The 17,794-nt window shown below is 71.6% G+C and carries 14 protein-coding genes; 6 read left to right on the plus strand and 8 right to left on the minus strand.

The features are described from left to right. Nucleotides 1-3: 3 nt before the first annotated feature. The gene (locus OIE67_RS36455; RefSeq protein ID WP_326629075.1) at nt 4-1,611 is read right to left on the minus strand and encodes an alpha/beta hydrolase; all 1,608 of its coding nucleotides are present in this window, start codon (nt 1,609-1,611) and stop codon (nt 4-6) included. Nucleotides 1,612-1,760: 149 nt separating this feature from the next. On the opposite strand from OIE67_RS36455, the gene OIE67_RS36460 reads away from it, so the two are divergent. Continuing rightward, nucleotides 1,761-2,549, plus strand: a complete 789-nt coding sequence (locus tag OIE67_RS36460; RefSeq protein ID WP_326629077.1) for an NAD-dependent epimerase/dehydratase family protein — start codon at nt 1,761-1,763, stop codon at nt 2,547-2,549. A 22-nt stretch (nt 2,550-2,571) separates the two neighbouring features. Here the strand turns inward: OIE67_RS36460 and ispG are convergent, their stop codons facing one another. Continuing rightward, entirely contained in the window at nt 2,572-3,735 is a 1,164-nt protein-coding gene (gene ispG / locus OIE67_RS36465; protein WP_106234960.1) for a flavodoxin-dependent (E)-4-hydroxy-3-methylbut-2-enyl-diphosphate synthase, read from the minus strand. Between the two features lie 39 nt (nt 3,736-3,774). Further along, a complete protein-coding gene (dxr, locus tag OIE67_RS36470; RefSeq protein ID WP_326629081.1) occupies nt 3,775-4,965 on the minus strand; it encodes a 1-deoxy-D-xylulose-5-phosphate reductoisomerase in 1,191 nt (396 codons plus the stop codon). A 198-nt stretch (nt 4,966-5,163) separates the two neighbouring features. Here dxr and OIE67_RS36475 point away from each other — a divergent pair, with 198 nt between their 5' ends. Both OIE67_RS36475 and OIE67_RS36480 read left to right on the plus strand, forming a co-directional pair. Beyond that, complete coding sequence (locus tag OIE67_RS36475) at nt 5,164-6,210, plus strand: trypsin-like serine peptidase (RefSeq protein ID WP_326629083.1); 1,047 nt, start codon at nt 5,164-5,166, stop codon at nt 6,208-6,210. Nucleotides 6,211-6,265: 55 nt separating this feature from the next. Next, on the plus strand, nt 6,266-7,405 hold the full coding sequence (locus OIE67_RS36480) for a trypsin-like serine peptidase (protein WP_326629085.1): 1,140 nt from the start codon (nt 6,266-6,268) through the stop codon (nt 7,403-7,405). A 57-nt stretch (nt 7,406-7,462) separates the two neighbouring features. Here OIE67_RS36480 and OIE67_RS36485 read toward each other — a convergent pair whose 3' ends face one another. Beyond that, nucleotides 7,463-8,890: an aldehyde dehydrogenase family protein gene (locus OIE67_RS36485; protein WP_326629087.1), complete on the minus strand. Its 1,428-nt coding sequence runs from the start codon at nt 8,888-8,890 to the stop codon at nt 7,463-7,465. A gap of 305 nt (nt 8,891-9,195) precedes the next feature. Here OIE67_RS36485 and OIE67_RS36490 point away from each other — a divergent pair, with 305 nt between their 5' ends. After that, nucleotides 9,196-9,822, plus strand: a complete 627-nt coding sequence (locus OIE67_RS36490) for a TetR/AcrR family transcriptional regulator (protein ID WP_106234953.1) — start codon at nt 9,196-9,198, stop codon at nt 9,820-9,822. Here the strand turns inward: OIE67_RS36490 and OIE67_RS36495 are convergent. Next, on the minus strand, nt 9,788-11,650 hold the full coding sequence (locus OIE67_RS36495; protein WP_326629089.1) for a PucR family transcriptional regulator: 1,863 nt from the start codon (nt 11,648-11,650) through the stop codon (nt 9,788-9,790). The genes OIE67_RS36490 and OIE67_RS36495 overlap by 35 nt on opposite strands. 92 nt (nt 11,651-11,742) lie before the next feature. Between OIE67_RS36495 and gabT the strand changes: the two genes are divergently transcribed. After that, nucleotides 11,743-13,071 carry a 4-aminobutyrate--2-oxoglutarate transaminase gene (gene gabT, locus OIE67_RS36500; protein ID WP_326629091.1) on the plus strand — a complete coding sequence of 443 codons (1,329 nt, stop codon included), beginning with the start codon at nt 11,743-11,745 and terminating at the stop codon, nt 13,069-13,071. A gap of 214 nt (nt 13,072-13,285) precedes the next feature. Then, a complete protein-coding gene (locus OIE67_RS36505) occupies nt 13,286-13,486 on the plus strand; it encodes a hypothetical protein (protein WP_106234948.1) in 201 nt (66 codons plus the stop codon). 159 nt (nt 13,487-13,645) lie between these two features. Here OIE67_RS36505 and OIE67_RS36510 read toward each other — a convergent pair whose 3' ends face one another. The 3 genes from OIE67_RS36510 to OIE67_RS36520 form a co-directional block, all read right to left on the minus strand. After that, complete coding sequence (locus OIE67_RS36510) at nt 13,646-14,785, minus strand: extracellular solute-binding protein (protein ID WP_326629093.1); 1,140 nt, start codon at nt 14,783-14,785, stop codon at nt 13,646-13,648. Between the two features lie 190 nt (nt 14,786-14,975). Then, on the minus strand, nt 14,976-16,484 hold the full coding sequence (locus OIE67_RS36515) for a CoA-acylating methylmalonate-semialdehyde dehydrogenase (protein ID WP_326629094.1): 1,509 nt from the start codon (nt 16,482-16,484) through the stop codon (nt 14,976-14,978). Further along, entirely contained in the window at nt 16,481-17,761 is a 1,281-nt protein-coding gene (locus OIE67_RS36520; protein WP_326629097.1) for an aspartate aminotransferase family protein, read from the minus strand. Before OIE67_RS36520 ends, OIE67_RS36515 begins: the two co-directional genes overlap by 4 nt. Nucleotides 17,762-17,794 lie beyond the last annotated feature (33 nt).

Below are 17,794 nucleotides of genomic sequence, written 5' to 3' on the forward strand. Positions count from 1 at the left end.
ACGTCAGGCTCCGCCCAGCTTGTCCAGCGCGCCCAGGATGCCGAGCAACGCGTGCCTCCTCGGCTCCTCCGACGTCATGCGCTCGGCCGGACGGGGCTCGGCCGACGCGGCGCACCGCGCGCCCCGCGCCGGCAGGGTGCCGTCCCTCAGGTACGCCGCCAGGTGCCCGTCCACGCACGCGTTGCCCGACAGCGAGACGCCGTGGTTGCCGCCGCCCTCCAGCACCATGCGCGAGCGCGGGAAGAGCGCCGCCATCCGCTGCGCGCCCCGGTACGGGGTGGCCGCGTCGTGCCTGGACTGCAGCATCAGGATCGGCGGCAGCTTCGGCGAGTCGTGCACCTGCACCGGCGTGCCGCCCCTGACCGGCCAGAACGCGCAGGGGGCGTTGAACCAGGCGTTCGGCCAGGTCAGGAACGGCGCCTGCTGGTGCAGCGCGGCCATGTCGGTCCGCCAGGTCGCCCACTGGCGCGGCCACTGCGCGTCGCGGCACTGGACGCCCAGGTAGACGGCGTAGCCGTTCTCGTCCGAGGCGTCGTTCCTGCCGTGCCGCTCGTAGATCTCGGTCAGGCCCTTGACCTCGCCCCTGCGCACGTACGCGGACCAGGCCTGGGCGAACACGGGCCACACCTTGTCGCTGTAGCCGGCCACCGTGAACGTGTCGTCGAGCTCGCTCGGCCCCACGACCCCGCCGGCGGGCCGGGAGCGGAGCCGGTCGCGCATGGCGTAGTAGGCGAACGCGGTCTGCTTCGCGGTGACGCCCAGCTTGTAGACGCCGTGGTGCTTGGCGGTCCAGGCCAGGAACTGGCGGTGGCGGTGCTCGAAGGAGCGGTCCTGCCTGAGGTTGGACTCGTACCAGACGGCCGTGGGGTCGACGATGCTGTCCATCACCAGGCGCTTGACCCGGTTCGGGAAGAGGGTGGCGTAGACGCCGCCCAGGTAGGTGCCGTACGAGTAGCCGAGGTAGCTGATCTTCTCCTCGCCCAGGGCGGCCCTGATGACGTCCATGTCCCTGGCGGAGTTCTCGGTGGTCAGGTGGGGCAGCAGCCAGGACCAGCGGTTGCCGCACGCGGTGGCGTACTCGGCGGCCCGGCGCAGCAGCGCCCGCTCCTCGGCCTGCCCGTGCGGCACCGCGTCGGGCCTCGGGGCCTTGTAGTACGTGTCCGGGTCCACGCAGTGCACGGCCGGCTCGCTGCCGCCGACGCCGCGCGGGTCGAACCCGACGACGTCGTACCGTTCGGCCACGTCGGCGGGCAGGGACGTCGCCACGAACTCGGTCAGTTCCCGCCCAGGAGAGCCGGGCCCGCCCGGGTTGATCAGCAGCGTGCCCAGGTGGTTGGCGTCCCGCGCCACCTTGGCCTTGATCCGGTTGACCGCGATCTTGATCGACTGGCCCCTGGGCTGGCGGTGGTCGAGCGGCACGCGTACGGTGCCGCATTCGAGCTCCGCCGACGCCGTCTTGCCGGCCACCTTGGGACAGGCCCCCCAGACCACCGCCGCCGCCGGCCGGCCGGCCGCCGCCGCTCCCCCCTCGGCCACCGCCGCACCGTCCGCGCCGGCCATCCCGGCCATGAGCACCGCCATCCCGGCGACAACCCCAGCTACCCGCTTCACCCGGCCCCCTCCCTTGTCATAGGCCTAGCGATGCTCCCGCGAGCGGCCTGGAACGGTTCCGGGTATGGCGAAAAGCTTGCCAATCTGTAATCGATCAATGACAACGAGCGACGTTGGAGATGGTCGGTGGCCACTGCCAGACTCACCCCATGACCATGCAGACCGTCCTTCTCACCGGGGCCGCCGGCGCGGTCGGGTCCGTGCTACGCGAGCCGCTACGCCGCCGCCTGCGCCGGCTGATCTCGGTCGACCGCGTGCCGCTGTCCGCCGCGGGCGCCAACGAGGAGGTCCATCAGGCCGAGCTGACCGGACCCGGCGACGTGGCGGCCCTGCTGCCCGGAGCCGACGCGATCGTCCATCTGTCCGGCGTGCCCGACGAGGCCCCGCTGCCCGACCTGCTCGACGCCAACGTGACGGGCACCCACCACGTGCTGGAGGCGGCACGCCGCACCGGCGTCAGGCGTGTGGTGCTGGCCAGCAGCAACCGCCTGACCGGCTGCTACCCGGCGAGTGTGACCGTCTCCCCCGGCATGCCACCGCGCCCCGACGGCCTCTACGGGGTGAGCAAGGTCGCGATGGAGGCACTGGGCCGCCTCTACGCCGACAAGTTCGGTCTGGAGGTGGTGTGCCTGCGCATCGGCAGCCTGGAGCCGGAGCCCGGCGAGCCCCGCCATCTGGCCACCTGGCTCAGCCCGCGCGACTGCGCCGGCTTCGTCTGGGCCGCGCTGACCACGCCGGGCCTCACCTTCGCCACCCCCTACGCGGTGTCGGCCAACACGCGCCGCTACTGGGAGCTGGACGACCGCCTCGGCTACCACCCCCGTGACGACGCCGAAGCCTTCGCCGACCGCATCCCGGGAGTGGCCGCCCACTTCACCGGCGACCCACCCCAGGGCGGCGCGTTCGCCGACCCCGCCTACACCCTCCCCCACCTCTGACCCGGAGCCGAGGCACCTGCGCTCAGCCGACGGTGACCGTGGGGCCGGAGTCGTCGTCGAGGTCGACCTCGACGCCCATCTCGTCGGCCAGGCGCAGTGCCTCCTCGATCAGCGTCTCGACGATCTGCGACTCCGGCACCGTCTTGATGACCTCGCCCTTGACGAAGATCTGGCCCTTGCCGTTGCCGGAGGCCACCCCGAGGTCGGCCTCACGGGCCTCGCCCGGGCCGTTGACGACGCAGCCCATGACGGCCACCCGCAGCGGCACCTTCAGGCCCTCAAGGCCCGCCTGGACCTGGTCGGCGAGGGTGTAGACGTCGACCTGCGCCCGCCCGCACGACGGGCAGGAGACGATCTCCAGGCCGCGCTCGCGCAGCCCGAGCGACTCCAGGATCTGGTTGCCGACCTTGACCTCCTCCACCGGAGGGGCCGAGAGGGAGACCCGGATGGTGTCGCCGATGCCCTCGGCGAGCAGGGCGCCGAACGCGACGGCCGACTTGATGGTGCCCTGGAAGGCCGGGCCGGCCTCGGTGACGCCGAGGTGGAGCGGGTAGTCGCACTCGGCGGCCAGCAGGCGGTAGGCGTTGATCATCACGACCGGGTCGTTGTGCTTGACCGAGATCTTGATGTCGCGGAAGCCGTGCTCCTCGAACAGCGAGCACTCCCACAGCGCCGACTCCACCAGCGCCTCGGGCGTGGCCTTGCCGTACTTCTGCAGCAGGCGCGGGTCGAGGGAGCCGGCGTTGACGCCGATGCGGATCGGGACGCCGGCGTCGGACGCCGCGCGGGCGATCTCGCCGACCTTGTCGTCGAACTTCTTGATGTTGCCCGGGTTGACCCGGACGGCCGCGCAGCCCGCGTCGATGGCGGCGAAGACGTACTTCGGCTGGAAGTGGATGTCGGCGATCACGGGGATCTGCGACTTCTTGGCGATGATGGGCAGCGCGTCGGCGTCGTCCTGGGACGGGACGGCGACGCGGACGATCTGGCAGCCGGACGCGGTGAGCTCGGCGATCTGCTGCAGGGTGGCGTTGACGTCGGCGGTCACCGTCGTCGTCATCGACTGCACCGACACGGGGGCGTCGCCGCCCACGGGCACGCTGCCGACCATGATCTGCCGGGAGTGGCGGCGTTCGGCGAGCGGCTTGGGGCGCACCGTCGGGATGCCGAGAGCTACAGAAGTCATTTCAACCCTTACTGTGACGACGCTTTCCAGTTTAGGTAGCTAGCGGGACTGCCCGGTTGTGAGTTCGGCCGCACGGGCGCGAGCCCAGGCGTCGGCCGCCAGCACCTCTTCGACGGAGTCGGCGGGGGTCACCTCGTGCTCCTCGACGACCTTGGCCACGGTGTCGACGATGGCCAGGAACGGCAGCCCGCCGCGCATGAACGCGTCGAGGCACGCCTCGTTGGCGGCGTTGTAGACGGCGGGCGCGGTGCCGCCCGCGCCGCCGACGTGCCGGGCGAGCGCGACCGAGGGGAAGGCCACGTCGTCGAGGGGCTCGAAGGTCCAGGTGTGGGCCTTGGTCCAGTCGATGGCCCGCGCGGCGCCCGGGATGCGCCTGGGGTGGCCGAGCGCGAGCGCGATCGGCAGCCGCATGTCGGGCGGGCTGGCCTGGGCCATGGTCGAGCCGTCGACGTATTCGACCATGGAGTGGATGACCGACTGCGGGTGCACGACCACCTCGATGCGGTCGAAGCCGAGGTCGAACAGCAGGTGCGCCTCGATCACCTCCAGCCCCTTGTTGACCAGGGTGGCGGAGTTGATCGTGATGGCCGGCCCCATGGACCAGGTGGGGTGCGCCAGCGCCATCTCGGGCGTGACGTCGGCCATCTCCTCGCGCCGCATGCCCCTGAACGGCCCGCCGCTGGCGGTGATCACGAGCTGCTTGACGGCCGAGGAGTCGTAGCCTGAAGGCCCCGCGGCCCACAGGGACTGCTGCAGGGCCGAGTGCTCGGAGTCGACCGGGAGGATCTGACCGGGTTTGGCCAGCCGTTTCACCAGCGGCCCGCCGATGATCAGCGACTCCTTGTTGGCCAGCGCGAGCGTGCGGCCGGCTTCGAGCGCGACGAGGGTGGAGGTCAGCCCGAGCGCGCCGGTGATGCCGTTGAGCACCATGTCGCACGGCCAGCCCGCGGCCTGCGCGACCCCCTCGTGGCCGCCGAGCACGACCGGCCGGGCGCCGAGGGCGGCCAGCGCCTCCTTCAGCGCGGGCACGGCCGCGGGGTCGGCCACCGCCACGGCCTCGACCCCGAACTCCGCCGCCTGGCGCGCCAGCAGCTCGACCTTTCCGCCACCGGCCGCCAGCGCGGCGACCTTGAAGCCGCCGGGGTTGGCGGCGATGACGTCGAGGGCCTGGGTGCCGACAGAACCGGTGGAGCCGAGCACGACCACGGAGCGGAGGGTCTCTTCATGCACGTGTCCATTGTCCCCGGTGTTCGGCGTACTCGGGCACGCGGGACCCCAGGCCCCAGAAATGACCTCCTTATGTGACACGTGATAAGGGAGTTCATTTGTGCCGGAATATAGCTATATCGGTATGAGCAAATCTTGAGAAATCTGGATATTAAGCCCGCTACCTTCCTAGGCCCAGGTCCGGTTTAGGGAGGTTACGTAATGCAACGCAAATTCCGCCTGCTTTCCGCCGCCACGCTCAGCGCCGCCGCCATCACCGCCGCCACCGCCACGGCCCCGCTCCCCGCGAGCGCGAGCCCGGCGCAGGCGCAGGCGCAGGTGCATGGGCAGGCGCAGGCGCCGGCGGGGCCGAAGCCCGCTCAGCGGGCCGCCGCCGACACGGCCACCGAGCGGCGGCAGGTCATGACGTACTGGACGGAGCGGCGGATGGAGGCGGCCAAGCCGTTGGACGCGCCCAAACCCAAGGCCGGGCTGACGGCCGACGCGCCCGAGCAGGGCAGCTCTTGGACCGCTCCACCCACCCGCGGCGGGTCAGGCGGAGACGTGGACCTCCAGGCGGCGCGCAGCGGCGGCGCGGCGTGGACCCGCGGCGGCGCGGTCGCCCGCACCACCGGCCGGATCTTCTTCACCACCCAGGGCCGCAACGCCTCCTGCTCGGGAACGGCGGTGACCAGCGCCAACAAGAGCGTGGTGCTGACGGCGGGCCACTGCGTGAAGATGAACGGCGCCTTCCACACCAACTGGGTCTTCGTCCCGGGCTACGCCGCCGGCGACCGCCCCTTCGGCACCTGGCCCGCCACCAGGCTGCTGACCACGCAGCAGTGGAACGCGAGCGAGGACATCAACTTCGACGTCGCCGCCGCCGTGGTCGCGCCGCTGGAGGGCAAGACGCTGGTGGACGCCGTGGGCGGCCAGGGCGTGGCCTTCAACCAGCAAAGACGCCGGCAGATGTACGCCTTCGGCTACCCCGCGGCGGCCCCGTACGACGGCTCGAAGCTCGTCTACTGCTCGGGCCGCACCTTCGACGACTTCCTCGCCTCCAAGGACATGGGCCTGACCTGCGACATGACCGGCGGATCCAGCGGCGGCCCCTGGATGCTGAATTTCAACGAGTCGACCGGTCTCGGCACCCAGAATTCCGTCAACAGCTTCAAATACAACTTCGCCACCAACTGGATGTTCGGCCCCTATTTCGGGAACGAGGCCCAAGCCGTCTACCAAGCAGCACAAAGCACCAACGCACTCTAAGGAATTTACCGAAAGTAGTCACAAGAACACATCTCGTAGTGCACACTCGGGGGCCATGACCTTGAGCACCCCCCTGCTTGCGGCGGCCCCGCTTCTGGCAGGGCTGATCGGCCCCGCGCTCATCGGCGCGGCCCCCGCCGCCCAGCAGGCCGACCGGCCGGCCGTCGCGCCGGCCCAGGCGCCCGCCCATACGGGCGGGCGCATGACCGGGCACGTCACCGGGCGCGCGGCCCGAAACGCGGCCGCGCCCGGCGACATCGTCGAGCACGTCGCCGCCAGAACCGCCGCCGACCAGCGGCGCGTGCTCGACTACTGGACGCCCGAGCGGATGGCCAAGGCCCTGCCGATCGGGCTGCTGGACATCGTGACCGACGACGGCCTGCTGAGCGGGCTCACCGGTGACGCGGACCTGCGTACCACCCCCGAGCTGACCGGCCGCAAGGCGGACCTGACCGTCCCGCGCGAGCTCGTCGGCACGCACCGGATGGCCGCGGCCCGCCCCGACACCAGCACGATCGGCGCCCGCTGGATGACCGGCGGCCTGGTCTCCAGGACGACGGGCCGGGTGTTCCTGACCGTGGCAGGAGCCGACTTCGTCTGCTCGGCCAGCACCGTCAGGAGCGCCAACAGGGACGTCGTGGTCACGGCCGGCCACTGCGTCAAGGACGGCGCGGGCGCGTGGGCGGCGAACTGGACGTTCGTCCCCGGGTACGGGACGCGCGGGACGCACCCGTACGGCCAGTACACCGCCCGTCGCATGTTCGTCGCCGGCCCCTGGTCACGCGGCGGCGACGACGACTACGACGTGGGCATGGTGGCGCTGGCCACCTCGCACGGCAGGCACGTGGCCGACGTCGTGGGCACGCAGGAGATCGCGTTCGACGCGGGGCGCGGCGGCCAGGCGTTCGGCTTCGGCTACCCGGCCGACCCCCCGTACGACGGCGGTCACCTCGTCTACTGCGCGGGCCGGCTCAAGAACGACCCGTACGGCCAGAGCCGCGACCAGGGCCTCGGCTGCGACATGACCGCGGGCTCCAGCGGCGGCCCCTGGATGACGAAGTTCGACCCGGCCACCGGCAAGGGCACGATCATGTCGCTGAGCAGCTTCAAGTACAGCGACGACCGGCGCACGATGTACGGCCCGTACTTCGGCCAGACGATCAAGGCCCTCTACGGCACGGCCCAGAACGCATGACCGGGGGCCGTCACCCGGCCGGGTGACGGCCCCCCGCGGCTCACGTCGGGAGCTTCCTCAGAGGCTCAGCCCGGTCAGCACCATGACCTTCTCGTAGGTGTAGTCCTCCATCGCCGAGTGCAGCCCCTCGCGCCCGACTCCCGAGTCCTTCACCCCGCCGTAGGGCATCTGGTCGGCCCGGTACGACGGCACGTCCCCGACGATCACGCCGCCCACCTCCAGCTCCCGGTTCGCCCGGAAGGCCGCGTCCAGCGACCGGGTGAAGACCCCGGCCTGCAGCCCGTACCTGGAGTCGTTGACCATCGCGTACGCCTCGTCGATCGAGGCGGCCGGCTGGAGGATCATGACGGGCCCGAAGACCTCCTCGCAGGCGACCTTGGCGTCGTGCGGCACGTCGGCCAGGACCGTCGGGGCGACGGTGGCGCCCTCGCGGGTGCCGCCGGCCAGCACCTTGGCGCCGGCCGAGACCGCCTCCTGGACCCACTGCTCGACCCGCGCCGCGGCGGCCTCGGAGACCAGCGGCCCCACCTGCGTCTTCTCGTCGGCGGGGTCACCGGTGACGAGGCCGGCGACGGCGGGGACCAGGCGCTCGACGAACGCGTCGTAGACCGGGCGCTCGACGATCACCCGCTGCACCGCGATGCAGCTCTGGCCTGCCTGGTAGTTGGAGTAGAGCGCGATGCGCTGGGCCGCCCAGTCGAGGTCGGCGTCGGCCAGCACCACCGCGGCGGCGTTGCCGCCCAGCTCCAGCGTCACGTGCTTGCGCGGCACCTGGTCGGCGATGGCGTAGCCGACCGGGGCCGAGCCGGTGAACGACACCACCGGCAGCCTGGGGTCCTGGACGAGGGCGGAGGCGCGCTCGTTCTCGATCGGCAGCACCGAGAACATGCCGGCGGGCAGATCGGTCTCGGCCAGGATCTCGCCGAGCAGGAGCGAGGACAGCGGCGTCGCAGGGGCGGGCTTGACGATGACGGGCGCGCCGACCGCGATGGCCGGGGCGACCTTGTGCGCGACGAGGTTGAGCGGGAAGTTGAACGGGGTGATCGCCAGCACGGGGCCGTGGGGCACGCGCGAGACGTAGGCCAGCCGGCCGGCCGCCGCCGGTTCGGTGTCGAGCCGCTGCACGCCGCCCGACCAGCGCCGGGTCTCCTCGGCGGCGAACCGGAACGTGGCCACGGCCCGGCCGACCTCGCCGCGGGCCCAGACGATGGGCTTGCCGTTCTCGGCGGTGATCAGCTGGGCGATCTCCTCGGCCCGTTCGGCGATCCGGCGCGAGACGTGGGCCAGGGCTTCGGCCCGTACGTGCACGGGCAGCGCGGCGGCCTCCCTGGCCACCGCGTGGGCCGCGGCGACGGCCTCCTCCACCTGGGCGTCGGTCGGCACGGAGTGCCGGGCGACCTCGCGGCCGTCATGGGGGTTGGTGACAGTGAGCTCGGTGTCCCCGGTCGCGGCGCGGCCGGCCAGCCAGAAGGTACGCACGTCCATACCTCGACGTTATGCCAAGCTGTGGGCCGGGGATTTACACCACGTTGCACAAGAGCCTCACGAGGGCTCACCGTTAAGTACAAGCTCCGTTGTATACCCACGATGTAACAGAAGTAGACCTAATTCGGGATGTTTACCATGCGGAGTGGTTTGAGCGATCTCCGCCTTGGCTAAGTCATCGGGTGCGGGTCTCCAGCGCGGTGGGCCCCCGATCAGAAAGGCGTGGGCCCCGTGACCGAACAACGTGAGGTCACAAGGACGCAGAGCCGGTCCTTGGGCCGGTCCTCGGGCACGAGGGGGGTCTCATGACCTCGGTGCCGCTGGGGCTGCAGGGCGCCTACCTCCTTGGTGAGCGCGCCACTCACGACGAGCTTCGCTCCCGCCTCCTCGACGTGGCGGTCAACCTGCTCAACACCGACGGGCCCGAGAGCCTGACCATGCGCAGGATCGCCGCCGAGGCGGGCTGCACGACGACCGTCATCTACACGATGTTCGGCAACAGGGAGGGCCTGGCCGAGGCGCTCTACCTGGAGGGGTTCGAGCGGTTCCGCCGCTTCATGGAGGCCGTGCCGCAGCGGCGCGACCCGCTGGAGCAGCTCTACGCGCTCGGGCCCGCCTACCGGCAGGCGTGCCTGTCCGAGCCCGGCTACTACAGCCTGATGTTCGAACGGGCGATCCCCGGTTTCGAGCCGAGCGAGCGCGCCAGGACTCTGGCCAGGGCCGCGCTCAACATGCTCGACCGGGTGATCGCCGACTGCATCTCGGCCGGACACCTGATCCCGACACAGCCGCGCAAGATCGCCGACGCGCTGTGGGCCGCGGCTCAGGGGGCGATCAGCCTGGAGCGGGCGGGGCACCTGCGCGACGGCCGCACGTACGAGGCCGTGACCATGGCGACTATCTGCTGCTATCTGGTGGAGAAGCCGAAATAGCCGGGTGGCCGGCCGCTTCCAGGGCGAGCCACAGCTCGGCGCGCACGCCCGGGTCGTCGAGGTCGCGGCCGAGCAGGTCCGACACCCGTCTCATGCGGTAGCGCAGGGTGTGCCGGTGCACGCCCAGCCGCTGCGCCGCCGTCTCCCAGTGACCGTTGCCTTCCAGGTACGCGCGCAGCGACGCCACGAGGTCGGCCCTGGAGCCGTACGCGGTGAGCGGGGCCAGGACGGCGGCCGAGAACGCCTGGGCGGCGGCCGGATCGAGCAGTCCCAGCAGCCCCTGACCCGCCAGCTCATCGAACCCGACCACTGATCCGGACCCCTGCCCCGCGCCACCCCTTCCCCCGCGCCCTGCCCCGCCTTGAGCCCTGTCTTTCGCCCCGCCCGCTCCGGGCCCCTCCCCCTCCGCCTCACGGGCCGCGACGTCGCGGCTCCGAGCGGCCTGCAGGGCGCGCCTGGCCTGATCGAGCGCGGTGCTCAGGCCGGTGACCGCGTATCCGGCCGGCCGGCTCAGCCCGACCGGCACCTCCGCACCGCCCGCCACCTCCTGCGCCACCCCATGAGCCACCTCATGCGCGACCAACGCCACCACCACGTGCCCCGCCTGACCCGCCGTCCGACCCGCCGTCCGACCCGCTGCCCCAGCCGATGCCCGCCCCGGCGCTCCGCCCGGTGTCTGGGCCGATGCCCCGGCCGACGCTCGGCCGCGTTCCGGCACGGGGGGCGGGCCGTCGTGCAGGGCCGTGAAACCGTGCGGCTCCAGGGCCTCCACGGCCTCCGGGGGCGCCGCCAGCACCACGAAGGGCTCTTCGGGCAGGCGTCCGCCGAGCGGCTCCAGCACCACGCGGGCCCGCTCGCGATCCCCCGCCAGCAGCAGCTCCAGCACGGCCGCACGGACTCGCCGCTCGGCCGTCAGCCGGGTCCTGCCCTGCTCCATGGCCAGCGTCAGCAGCGAACCCGCGGCGTTGATCACCGTGTGCGCGACCGGCGTGAAGGCGTGCCGCGCCCCGACGGCGAAGAAGCCACGCGGCCGGCCCCCGCCGCCCAGCGGCAGCACCACGATGTGCTCGCCGGGCGCGGACAACGCGAGACTCGACGGCACCCGCGCACCGCCCCGCCCGCCCGGCTCACCACGGCGCGCCTCGACGGGCCGCGCCAACGTCTCGCCACGGCGACCGGACGGCTCGGCACGAGGGCCGGGCATCTCCCTGCGGCGGCCGGACGGCTCGGCGGGCCGGCCGCCCCGGAGCCGGATCAGTTCGTGGGTGACCGCCTCCGGTCGGGCGCCCCGGGTGGCGTGGCGGACCTCGCCCGACTCGTCCAGCAGCGCGGCCCAGCCGTCGACCTCCCTGGCCAGCCGGTCGATGACCGCGTGCATGCCCTCCGGCCGCAGCGCGGCCCGCGTCAGCCGGCCCTGGGCGGCGAAGGCCCGGCTGATCTCCTCGTACTGCTCGGCGGCCAGCAGCTCGCTGACGGCCTTGCCGACCGCGATGAACGGTGTCTCGCGCGGCACCTCCAGCAGCGGCAGCCCGGCCCGCTCCGCGGCCGTCACGAGCGCGGGCGGCGTCTCCTCGTGCGAGACTCCGACGCCGAAGCCGAGCCCCGCCACTCCACGCGCGACGAGGCGGGCGACATAGTGGGACTGGTCGCCTTCCATCCGCATGCCGGTGGTCAGCAGCAGTTCCCCGCCCTCCAGGTACGGCGTCGGGTCCGCGAGCTCGCTGACCGCCACCCAGCGCACCGCGGCCTCCAACACCCCGGGCGCCGAGGTTCCGGCCAGCGGCCGGAGGTTCATGCGGCGCACGACGGTCCGCAGCGTAGGCGGCATAGAAGTTTTGTCCATTCCGGCTAAGACGAGACTCCTCAGTGTGCCATATCGACGTATCGGCCCAGATGAGAGCCCGCCGTAGCGTCGAAGCCATGAGCATTCCCCAGGAGCGGCGCGTCGTGACCGCGATCCCAGGCCCCAAGTCGCAGGAGTTGCTGGCCCGCAAGCTGGCCGCCGTCCCGCCCGGGATCGGCACCACCCTGCCGGTCTTCGTCACCCGCGCCGGCGGCGGCGTGGTGCAGGACGCCGACGGGAACTCGCTGATCGACTTCGGCTCCGGCATCGCGGTGACGAACGTCGGCAACGCCGCCCCCAAGGTCGTCGAGCGCGTCCAGCGGCAGGTGGCCGAGTTCACCCACACCTGCTTCATGGTCACCCCGTACGAGTCGTACGTGCAGGTGTGCGAGAAGCTCAACGAGCTGACCCCCGGCGACCACGACAAGCGCACCTTCCTGGTGAACTCGGGCGCCGAGGCCGTGGAGAACGCGGTCAAGATCGCCCGGCACGCCACGGGCCGGCCCGGCGTCGTGGTGTTCGACCACGGCTACCACGGCCGCACGCTGCTCACGATGACGCTGACGGCCAAGAACATGCCGTACAAGCAGGGCTTCGGCCCGTTCGCCCCCGAGGTGTACCGGGTGCCGCTGGCCTACCCGTTCCGCTGGCCCGGCGGGCCGGAGAACTGCGCCGAGGAGGCCGCCGAGCAGGCCATCGACCTGATCACCAAGCAGATCGGCGCGGGCAACGTGGCCGCCGTGGTGATCGAGCCGATCGCGGGCGAGGGCGGGTTCATCGTGCCGGCCAGGGGGTTCCTGCCGCGGATCGCGGAGTTCTGCCGGGCGAACGGGATCGTGTTCGTGGCCGACGAGGTGCAGACGGGCTTCGCGCGTACCGGGACGTTGTTCGCCTGCGAGGACGAGGGCGTCGTACCGGACATCATCACCACCGCCAAGGGCATCGCGGGCGGCCTGCCGCTGGCCGCGGTCACCGGGCGGGCGGAGATCATGGACAAGGTGCACGCCAGCGGGCTGGGCGGCACGTACGGCGGCAACCCGCTCGCCTGCGAGGCCGCGCTCGGCGTCCTGGAGACCATCGAGGCCGAGGACCTGGTCGCCAGGGCGCGGCGGATCGGCGAGATCATGCTGCCCCGGCTGGAGGCGCTCAAGGAGCGCTTCGACGTGATCGGGGACGTGCGCGGACGCGGCGCGATGATCGCGATCGAGCTGGTCGAGCCCGGCACCAAGGAACCGAACCCGGCCGCCGTCCAGGAGATCGTCAAGCGCTGCCACGCGGAGGGACTGCTGGTGCTCACGGCGGGCACGTACGGCAACGTGCTGCGTTTCCTGCCGCCGCTCGTCATCCCCGAGCATCTCCTGGAGGAGGGACTCGGGATCCTGGAGAAGGCCGTCGCCGCGCTCTAGCGCCGACGAAACCCAACGAAACGGGCACCCAGCTTGCGGCTGGATGCCCGTTTTTGTGGTGTAACCGCCGCTACTCGGGTAGAGAATTCACCCTGACTTGACGCGCAGCAGGACGCTCATGGCCTCGGTCAGGGTTATAACGGTTCCGACATACGGAGGGGCGATGGCTGCTGGGAGCGTGATGAACTGGGGTCCGACCAGAACGGCGCGAGGTATGTTGACGTTCGACCCTGAGGGCCTGTCCGCGGCCCAGCGCGACGGCGACGCCTGCGTCGTCTGTCACAAGCGGTGGCCGCGGCCCCGCGTGCGCGTGGGCTGCCTGCCCGACGACTCGGCCGTCCTGGCCTGCGGCGACTGCGCGGAGGCGCTGCTGCCGGCCCCCATGGCCACCGTCGTGGCCTTCCCTTCCCGCTGACCGCCCTTCTGACCGTCTCGGCCTGAGCACCGTCTCGGTGCGGAACGCCGAGACGCCCCGGGACGGGGGGAAGGCCCGGGGCGCCTCTTGACGGGCCTCGCCCAGCGGGGGACAGGGCGGGTCCGCGGCCCGGTCAACGTGGGGGATCGATGCCCTCACTCACTTGGCCAGCAGCTCCTGCCAGCGCTTGGCCCAGGCGGCATAATCAGTGCATTCCCCGTCATCCGCCGCGCAACCCCCGGGCGGCCGGACGGCGAAATCCACCCGGTCGAGCCGCTTGTCCTCCCCCACCCCGTACGTCTCGCACATCAGCCTGGCCCGCCCCTTGCACGCCTTGTCGTTGGCCGGCGCCATCCCGGCCCAGGCCGCCGCGTCGCGCTGGGCGTTGGCCGCGGTCATCCAGTTGAGCCACCGGTAGGCGCAGGTGGTGTCGGGCAGGTTGGCGCCCAGCATCCAGGAGTCGACCCAGCCGGTCGTCCGGCGCTCGGGCAGCACCGAGATCGGCTTGCCCGCCTGCTGCAGCAGCAGGCGGTAGTAGGGGGTGACCTGGGCGTAGTCGAGCCGTCCCGTGGCGAAGCCCTTGATCAGGTCGAGCGGGTTGCGCCAGTAGGTGCGCTCCTTGTTGCGTTCGAGCAGCGCCATGGCCCGGTCGAGCTCGCTCACGCTCAGCTCGTAGGGATCCTTCGCCGACCCCTCGGCCAGCGCCGCGTCCGCGATCGTCATCGGGCTGTCGCGCAGCGCCGTCCGCCCGGACGAGAACACCTGCTCCGGCGTGCCGCCCCCGACCTTGGACCGGTCGTAGACGAGCTCGTGGTACGCCCACAGGTAGGGCACCCCGTAGACCTTGCCCGACACCGTGGTCATGTCGCGGAAGCGCTTGTCGAGGTCCTGGTAGCCGCTCACCTTGGCCGGATCGACGGCCTGCACCAGCTTGCGCTGGATCAGGTCGCCCGCCAGCGCCGGCCCGGCGGTGATCACGTCGTAGGGGCGATCGCCGACCCTGGCGGCCAGCTCCTCGGCGGTCTGCGCGGTGTCGAGCCGGGCGATCCGGCAGCCCGTCTCCTTCTCGAACGAGCCCACCCAGTTGACCTTGGAGGTGACCCCGCCGTACTCGGCGTAGCCGCGGTAGGTGAGGATCTGCAGGGTGCCGTCGAGCTGCGTGGCACTGGGCGTCGGAGTGGGCGTGGGCGTGTGTGTGGCGGTACGGGTGGGAGCGGGCTTGGCGGCGGGGCCGCCCTGCGGCGGGGTGGGCCGGGCCGCACCCACACCGGCGACCAGCGCCGTCGTGACGACCGCCATGGCACACGTCATGGCGTGAGTACGACGACGATTCACGATGCCCCCTGGTGCCCCCTGGTTTGTCTGCATGAGCTTACCGGGGACGACGCTGAAGCGCCGCCGTGCTGCGCGGGGCCGGCGCCGGGCTGAACAGGAGCAGCGCCCGCACGGGCGGGAGCGGCCGTCGCTCGCTCCCGCCCGTGAACGCCGCTCACCCGTTCGTGGGAAAGCCCAGGTTCACGCCGCCGTGCGAGGGGTCCAGCCACCGGGAGGTGACGACCTTGCCGCGGGTGTAGAAGTGCACGCCCTCGGTGCCGTGCACGTGCGTGTCACCGAACAGCGAGGACTTCCAGCCGCCGAAGCTGTAGAAGGCCATCGGCACGGGGATCGGCACGTTGATGCCGATCATGCCGACCTCGACCTCGTTCTGGAAGCGCCTGGCCGCGCCGCCGTCGTTGGTGAAGATCGCGGTGCCGTTGCCGTACAGGCCGTCGTTGATGACCTTCAGGCCCTCCTCGTACGAGGAGACCCGCACGATCGACAGCACGGGGCCGAAGATCTCGTCCGTGTGCGTCCGCGACCCGGCGGGCACGTGGTCGAGCACCGTGGGGCCGAGCCAGAAGCCGGCGGTCTCGGAGGCCTTGCCGCCGCCGGTGACCGTGGTCTCGCGGCCGTCCACGACCAGCTTGGCGCCCTCCTCGACGCCCAGGTCCAGGTAGGAGGCCACCTTGTCGCGGTGCGGCCCGGTGACCAGCGGCCCCATCTGGGACGCGGGGTCGTCGCCTGGGCCGACCACCAGGTGCTCCACCCGCTCGACGATCTTCTGCACCAGCTCGTCGCCGATCGGGTCCACGGCCAGCACGACGGAGATCGCCATGCAGCGCTCCCCCGCCGAGCCGAAGCCCGCCGACACCGCCGAGTCGGCCACCAGGTCGAGATCGGCGTCGGGCAGCACGAGCATGTGGTTCTTGGCGCCGCCGAGCGCCTGGACCCGCTTGCCGTGCGCGGTGCCGGTCTCGTAGACGTACCGGGCGATCGGGGTGGAGCCGACGAACGACACCGCGCGCACGTCCGGGTGCTCCAGCAGCCGGTCCACGCTGACCTTGTCGCCCTGCACCACGGAGAAGACGCCGTCGGGCAGTCCCGACTCCTGCCAGAGCCGGGCCATGAGCAGCGAGGCCGACGGGTCCTTCTCCGACGGCTTGAGCACGAACGCGTTCCCGCAGGCGATGGCGATCGGGTACATCCACATCGGCACCATGGCCGGGAAGTTGAACGGCGTGATGCCGGCCACCACGCCCAGCGGCTGGCGGATCGAGTAGGAGTCCACCCGGGTCGAGACGCCCTCGGAGTAGCCGCCCTTGAGCAGGTGCGGGATCCCGCAGGCGAACTCCACCACCTCCAGGCCGCGGGCCACCTCGCCGAGCGCGTCGGAGTGCACCTTGCCGTGCTCGGCGGAGATGAGCGCGGCCAGCTCGTCGCGGTGGGCGTACATGAGCTCGCGGAAGCGGAACAGCACCTGCGCCCGCTTCGTCAGGGAGGCGTCCCGCCAGGCGGGGAAGGCGGCCACGGCCGCCGCGACGGCCGCGTCCACGTCGGCGGCGGAGGCCAGCGCGACGTGGCCGCTCACCTCGCCGGTGGCGGGGTTGTAGAGCTCCGCGGTACGCGCGGGGTCGCCGTCGGCGAGGGCTCCGTTGATCCAGTGCTTGACCGACTTCACTGAGCTGCCGCCTCCGCGTCGATGGTCTCCAGGGCCGTGACGATGATGCCCAGGCCCTCGGTGGCCTCTTCCACCGTGAGGGTGAGGGGCGGGGCCATCCGGATGGCGGTGCCGTACAGGCCGCCCTTGCCCGCCAGCAGGCCCGCCCGCTTGGTCAGCTCCATGAAGCGGCCCGCCTGCGCTGGCGTCTCCAGCTCGACCGCGAACATCAGCCCCTTGCCGCGCACGCCCTTGACCACGGACAGGCGCCCGGCGGCGGCCTTGAGCCCGCTGATGATGATCTCGCCGGTACGCGCGGCGTTGGCCTGGAGGTCGTGGTCGAGCACGTAGTCGAGGGTGGCGTTGGCCGCGGCCATGGAGATCGGGTTGCCGCCGAAGGTGGACAGGCCCACGGCGTGCGGGGCGTCCATGAGGTCGCCGCGCGCCACCACGCCGCCGACCGCGAAGCCGTTGCCCAGGCCCTTGGCAAAGGTGATCATGTCGGGGGTCACGCCGTGGTTCCCGATGCCGAAGAACGAGCTGCCGGTCCGTCCCCACCCGGTCTGCACCTCGTCGGAGATGAACAGGATGCCCTGCTCGTCGAGGACCTCCTTGTAGGCGGCGAACAGCCCGTCGGGGGCCATGGTGAAGCCGCCCACGCCCTGCACCGGCTCGGCGATCAGCGCGGCCACGTCGTCGGAGACGCTCGTGGCCAGCACGTGGCGCAGGTCGTCCACACACGCCTTGATGTAGTCCGCGTCCGACAAACCCTTGAACTGGACGAGGTGCCGGTCGGCGCCGTGCAGGAAGTGCACGTTGAGCGGGGAGAGCGAGTTGTTCTTCCACGAGCGGTTCGAGGTGACGCTGATCGCGCCGAAGCTGCGCCCGTGGTAGCTCTGGCGCATGGCCAGGACCTGATCGCTCTTGCGCGCGTACGTGGCCAGCAGCAGCGCGGTCTCGTTGGCCTCGGTGCCGGAGTTGGTGAAGAACACCTTGGCGTCGGGGATGCCGGACACCCGGGCGATCTTCTCGGCCAGCTCGACCTGGCCGCGCAGCAGGTAGACGGTGCTGGTGTGCACCACCCCCGTGGCGAGCTGGCGCTCGACGGCCGCGCGCACCTCGGGCACGTCGTAGCCGATCATGTTGGTCAGGATCCCGGCGAAGAAGTCGAGGTAGCTCTTGCCGTCCGCGTCGATGACGCGGTTGCCCTTGCCACTGACGATCTCGATGGGGTCGTGATAGTTGAGGGCCAGCCAATTGGGCATCACTGCCCGGTGGCGCGCGAGAAGCTCCGACATGTTACCGAGTATCCCTTTTTCTGGGACCGACCT

It is taken from the genome of Nonomuraea fuscirosea (assembly GCF_035917475.1).
Classification (GTDB): Bacteria; Actinomycetota; Actinomycetes; order Streptosporangiales; family Streptosporangiaceae; genus Nonomuraea; species Nonomuraea fuscirosea.

Coding starts and splice junctions, on each gene's coding strand:
- OIE67_RS36460 (WP_326629077.1), top strand. CDS start 1,761: ATGACCATGCAGACCGTCCTTCTCACCGGGGCCGCCGGCGCGGTCGGG.
- ispG (WP_106234960.1), bottom strand. CDS start 3,735: ATGACTTCTGTAGCTCTCGGCATCCCGACGGTGCGCCCCAAGCCGCTC.
- OIE67_RS36475 (WP_326629083.1), top strand. CDS start 5,164: ATGCAACGCAAATTCCGCCTGCTTTCCGCCGCCACGCTCAGCGCCGCC.
- OIE67_RS36480 (WP_326629085.1), top strand. CDS start 6,266: ATGACCTTGAGCACCCCCCTGCTTGCGGCGGCCCCGCTTCTGGCAGGG.
- OIE67_RS36485 (WP_326629087.1), bottom strand. CDS start 8,890: ATGGACGTGCGTACCTTCTGGCTGGCCGGCCGCGCCGCGACCGGGGAC.
- OIE67_RS36490 (WP_106234953.1), top strand. CDS start 9,196: ATGACCTCGGTGCCGCTGGGGCTGCAGGGCGCCTACCTCCTTGGTGAG.
- OIE67_RS36495 (WP_326629089.1), bottom strand. CDS start 11,650: ATGCCGCCTACGCTGCGGACCGTCGTGCGCCGCATGAACCTCCGGCCG.
- gabT (WP_326629091.1), top strand. CDS start 11,743: ATGAGCATTCCCCAGGAGCGGCGCGTCGTGACCGCGATCCCAGGCCCC.
- OIE67_RS36505 (WP_106234948.1), top strand. CDS start 13,286: ATGTTGACGTTCGACCCTGAGGGCCTGTCCGCGGCCCAGCGCGACGGC.
- OIE67_RS36510 (WP_326629093.1), bottom strand. CDS start 14,785: ATGGCGGTCGTCACGACGGCGCTGGTCGCCGGTGTGGGTGCGGCCCGG.
- OIE67_RS36520 (WP_326629097.1), bottom strand. CDS start 17,761: ATGTCGGAGCTTCTCGCGCGCCACCGGGCAGTGATGCCCAATTGGCTG.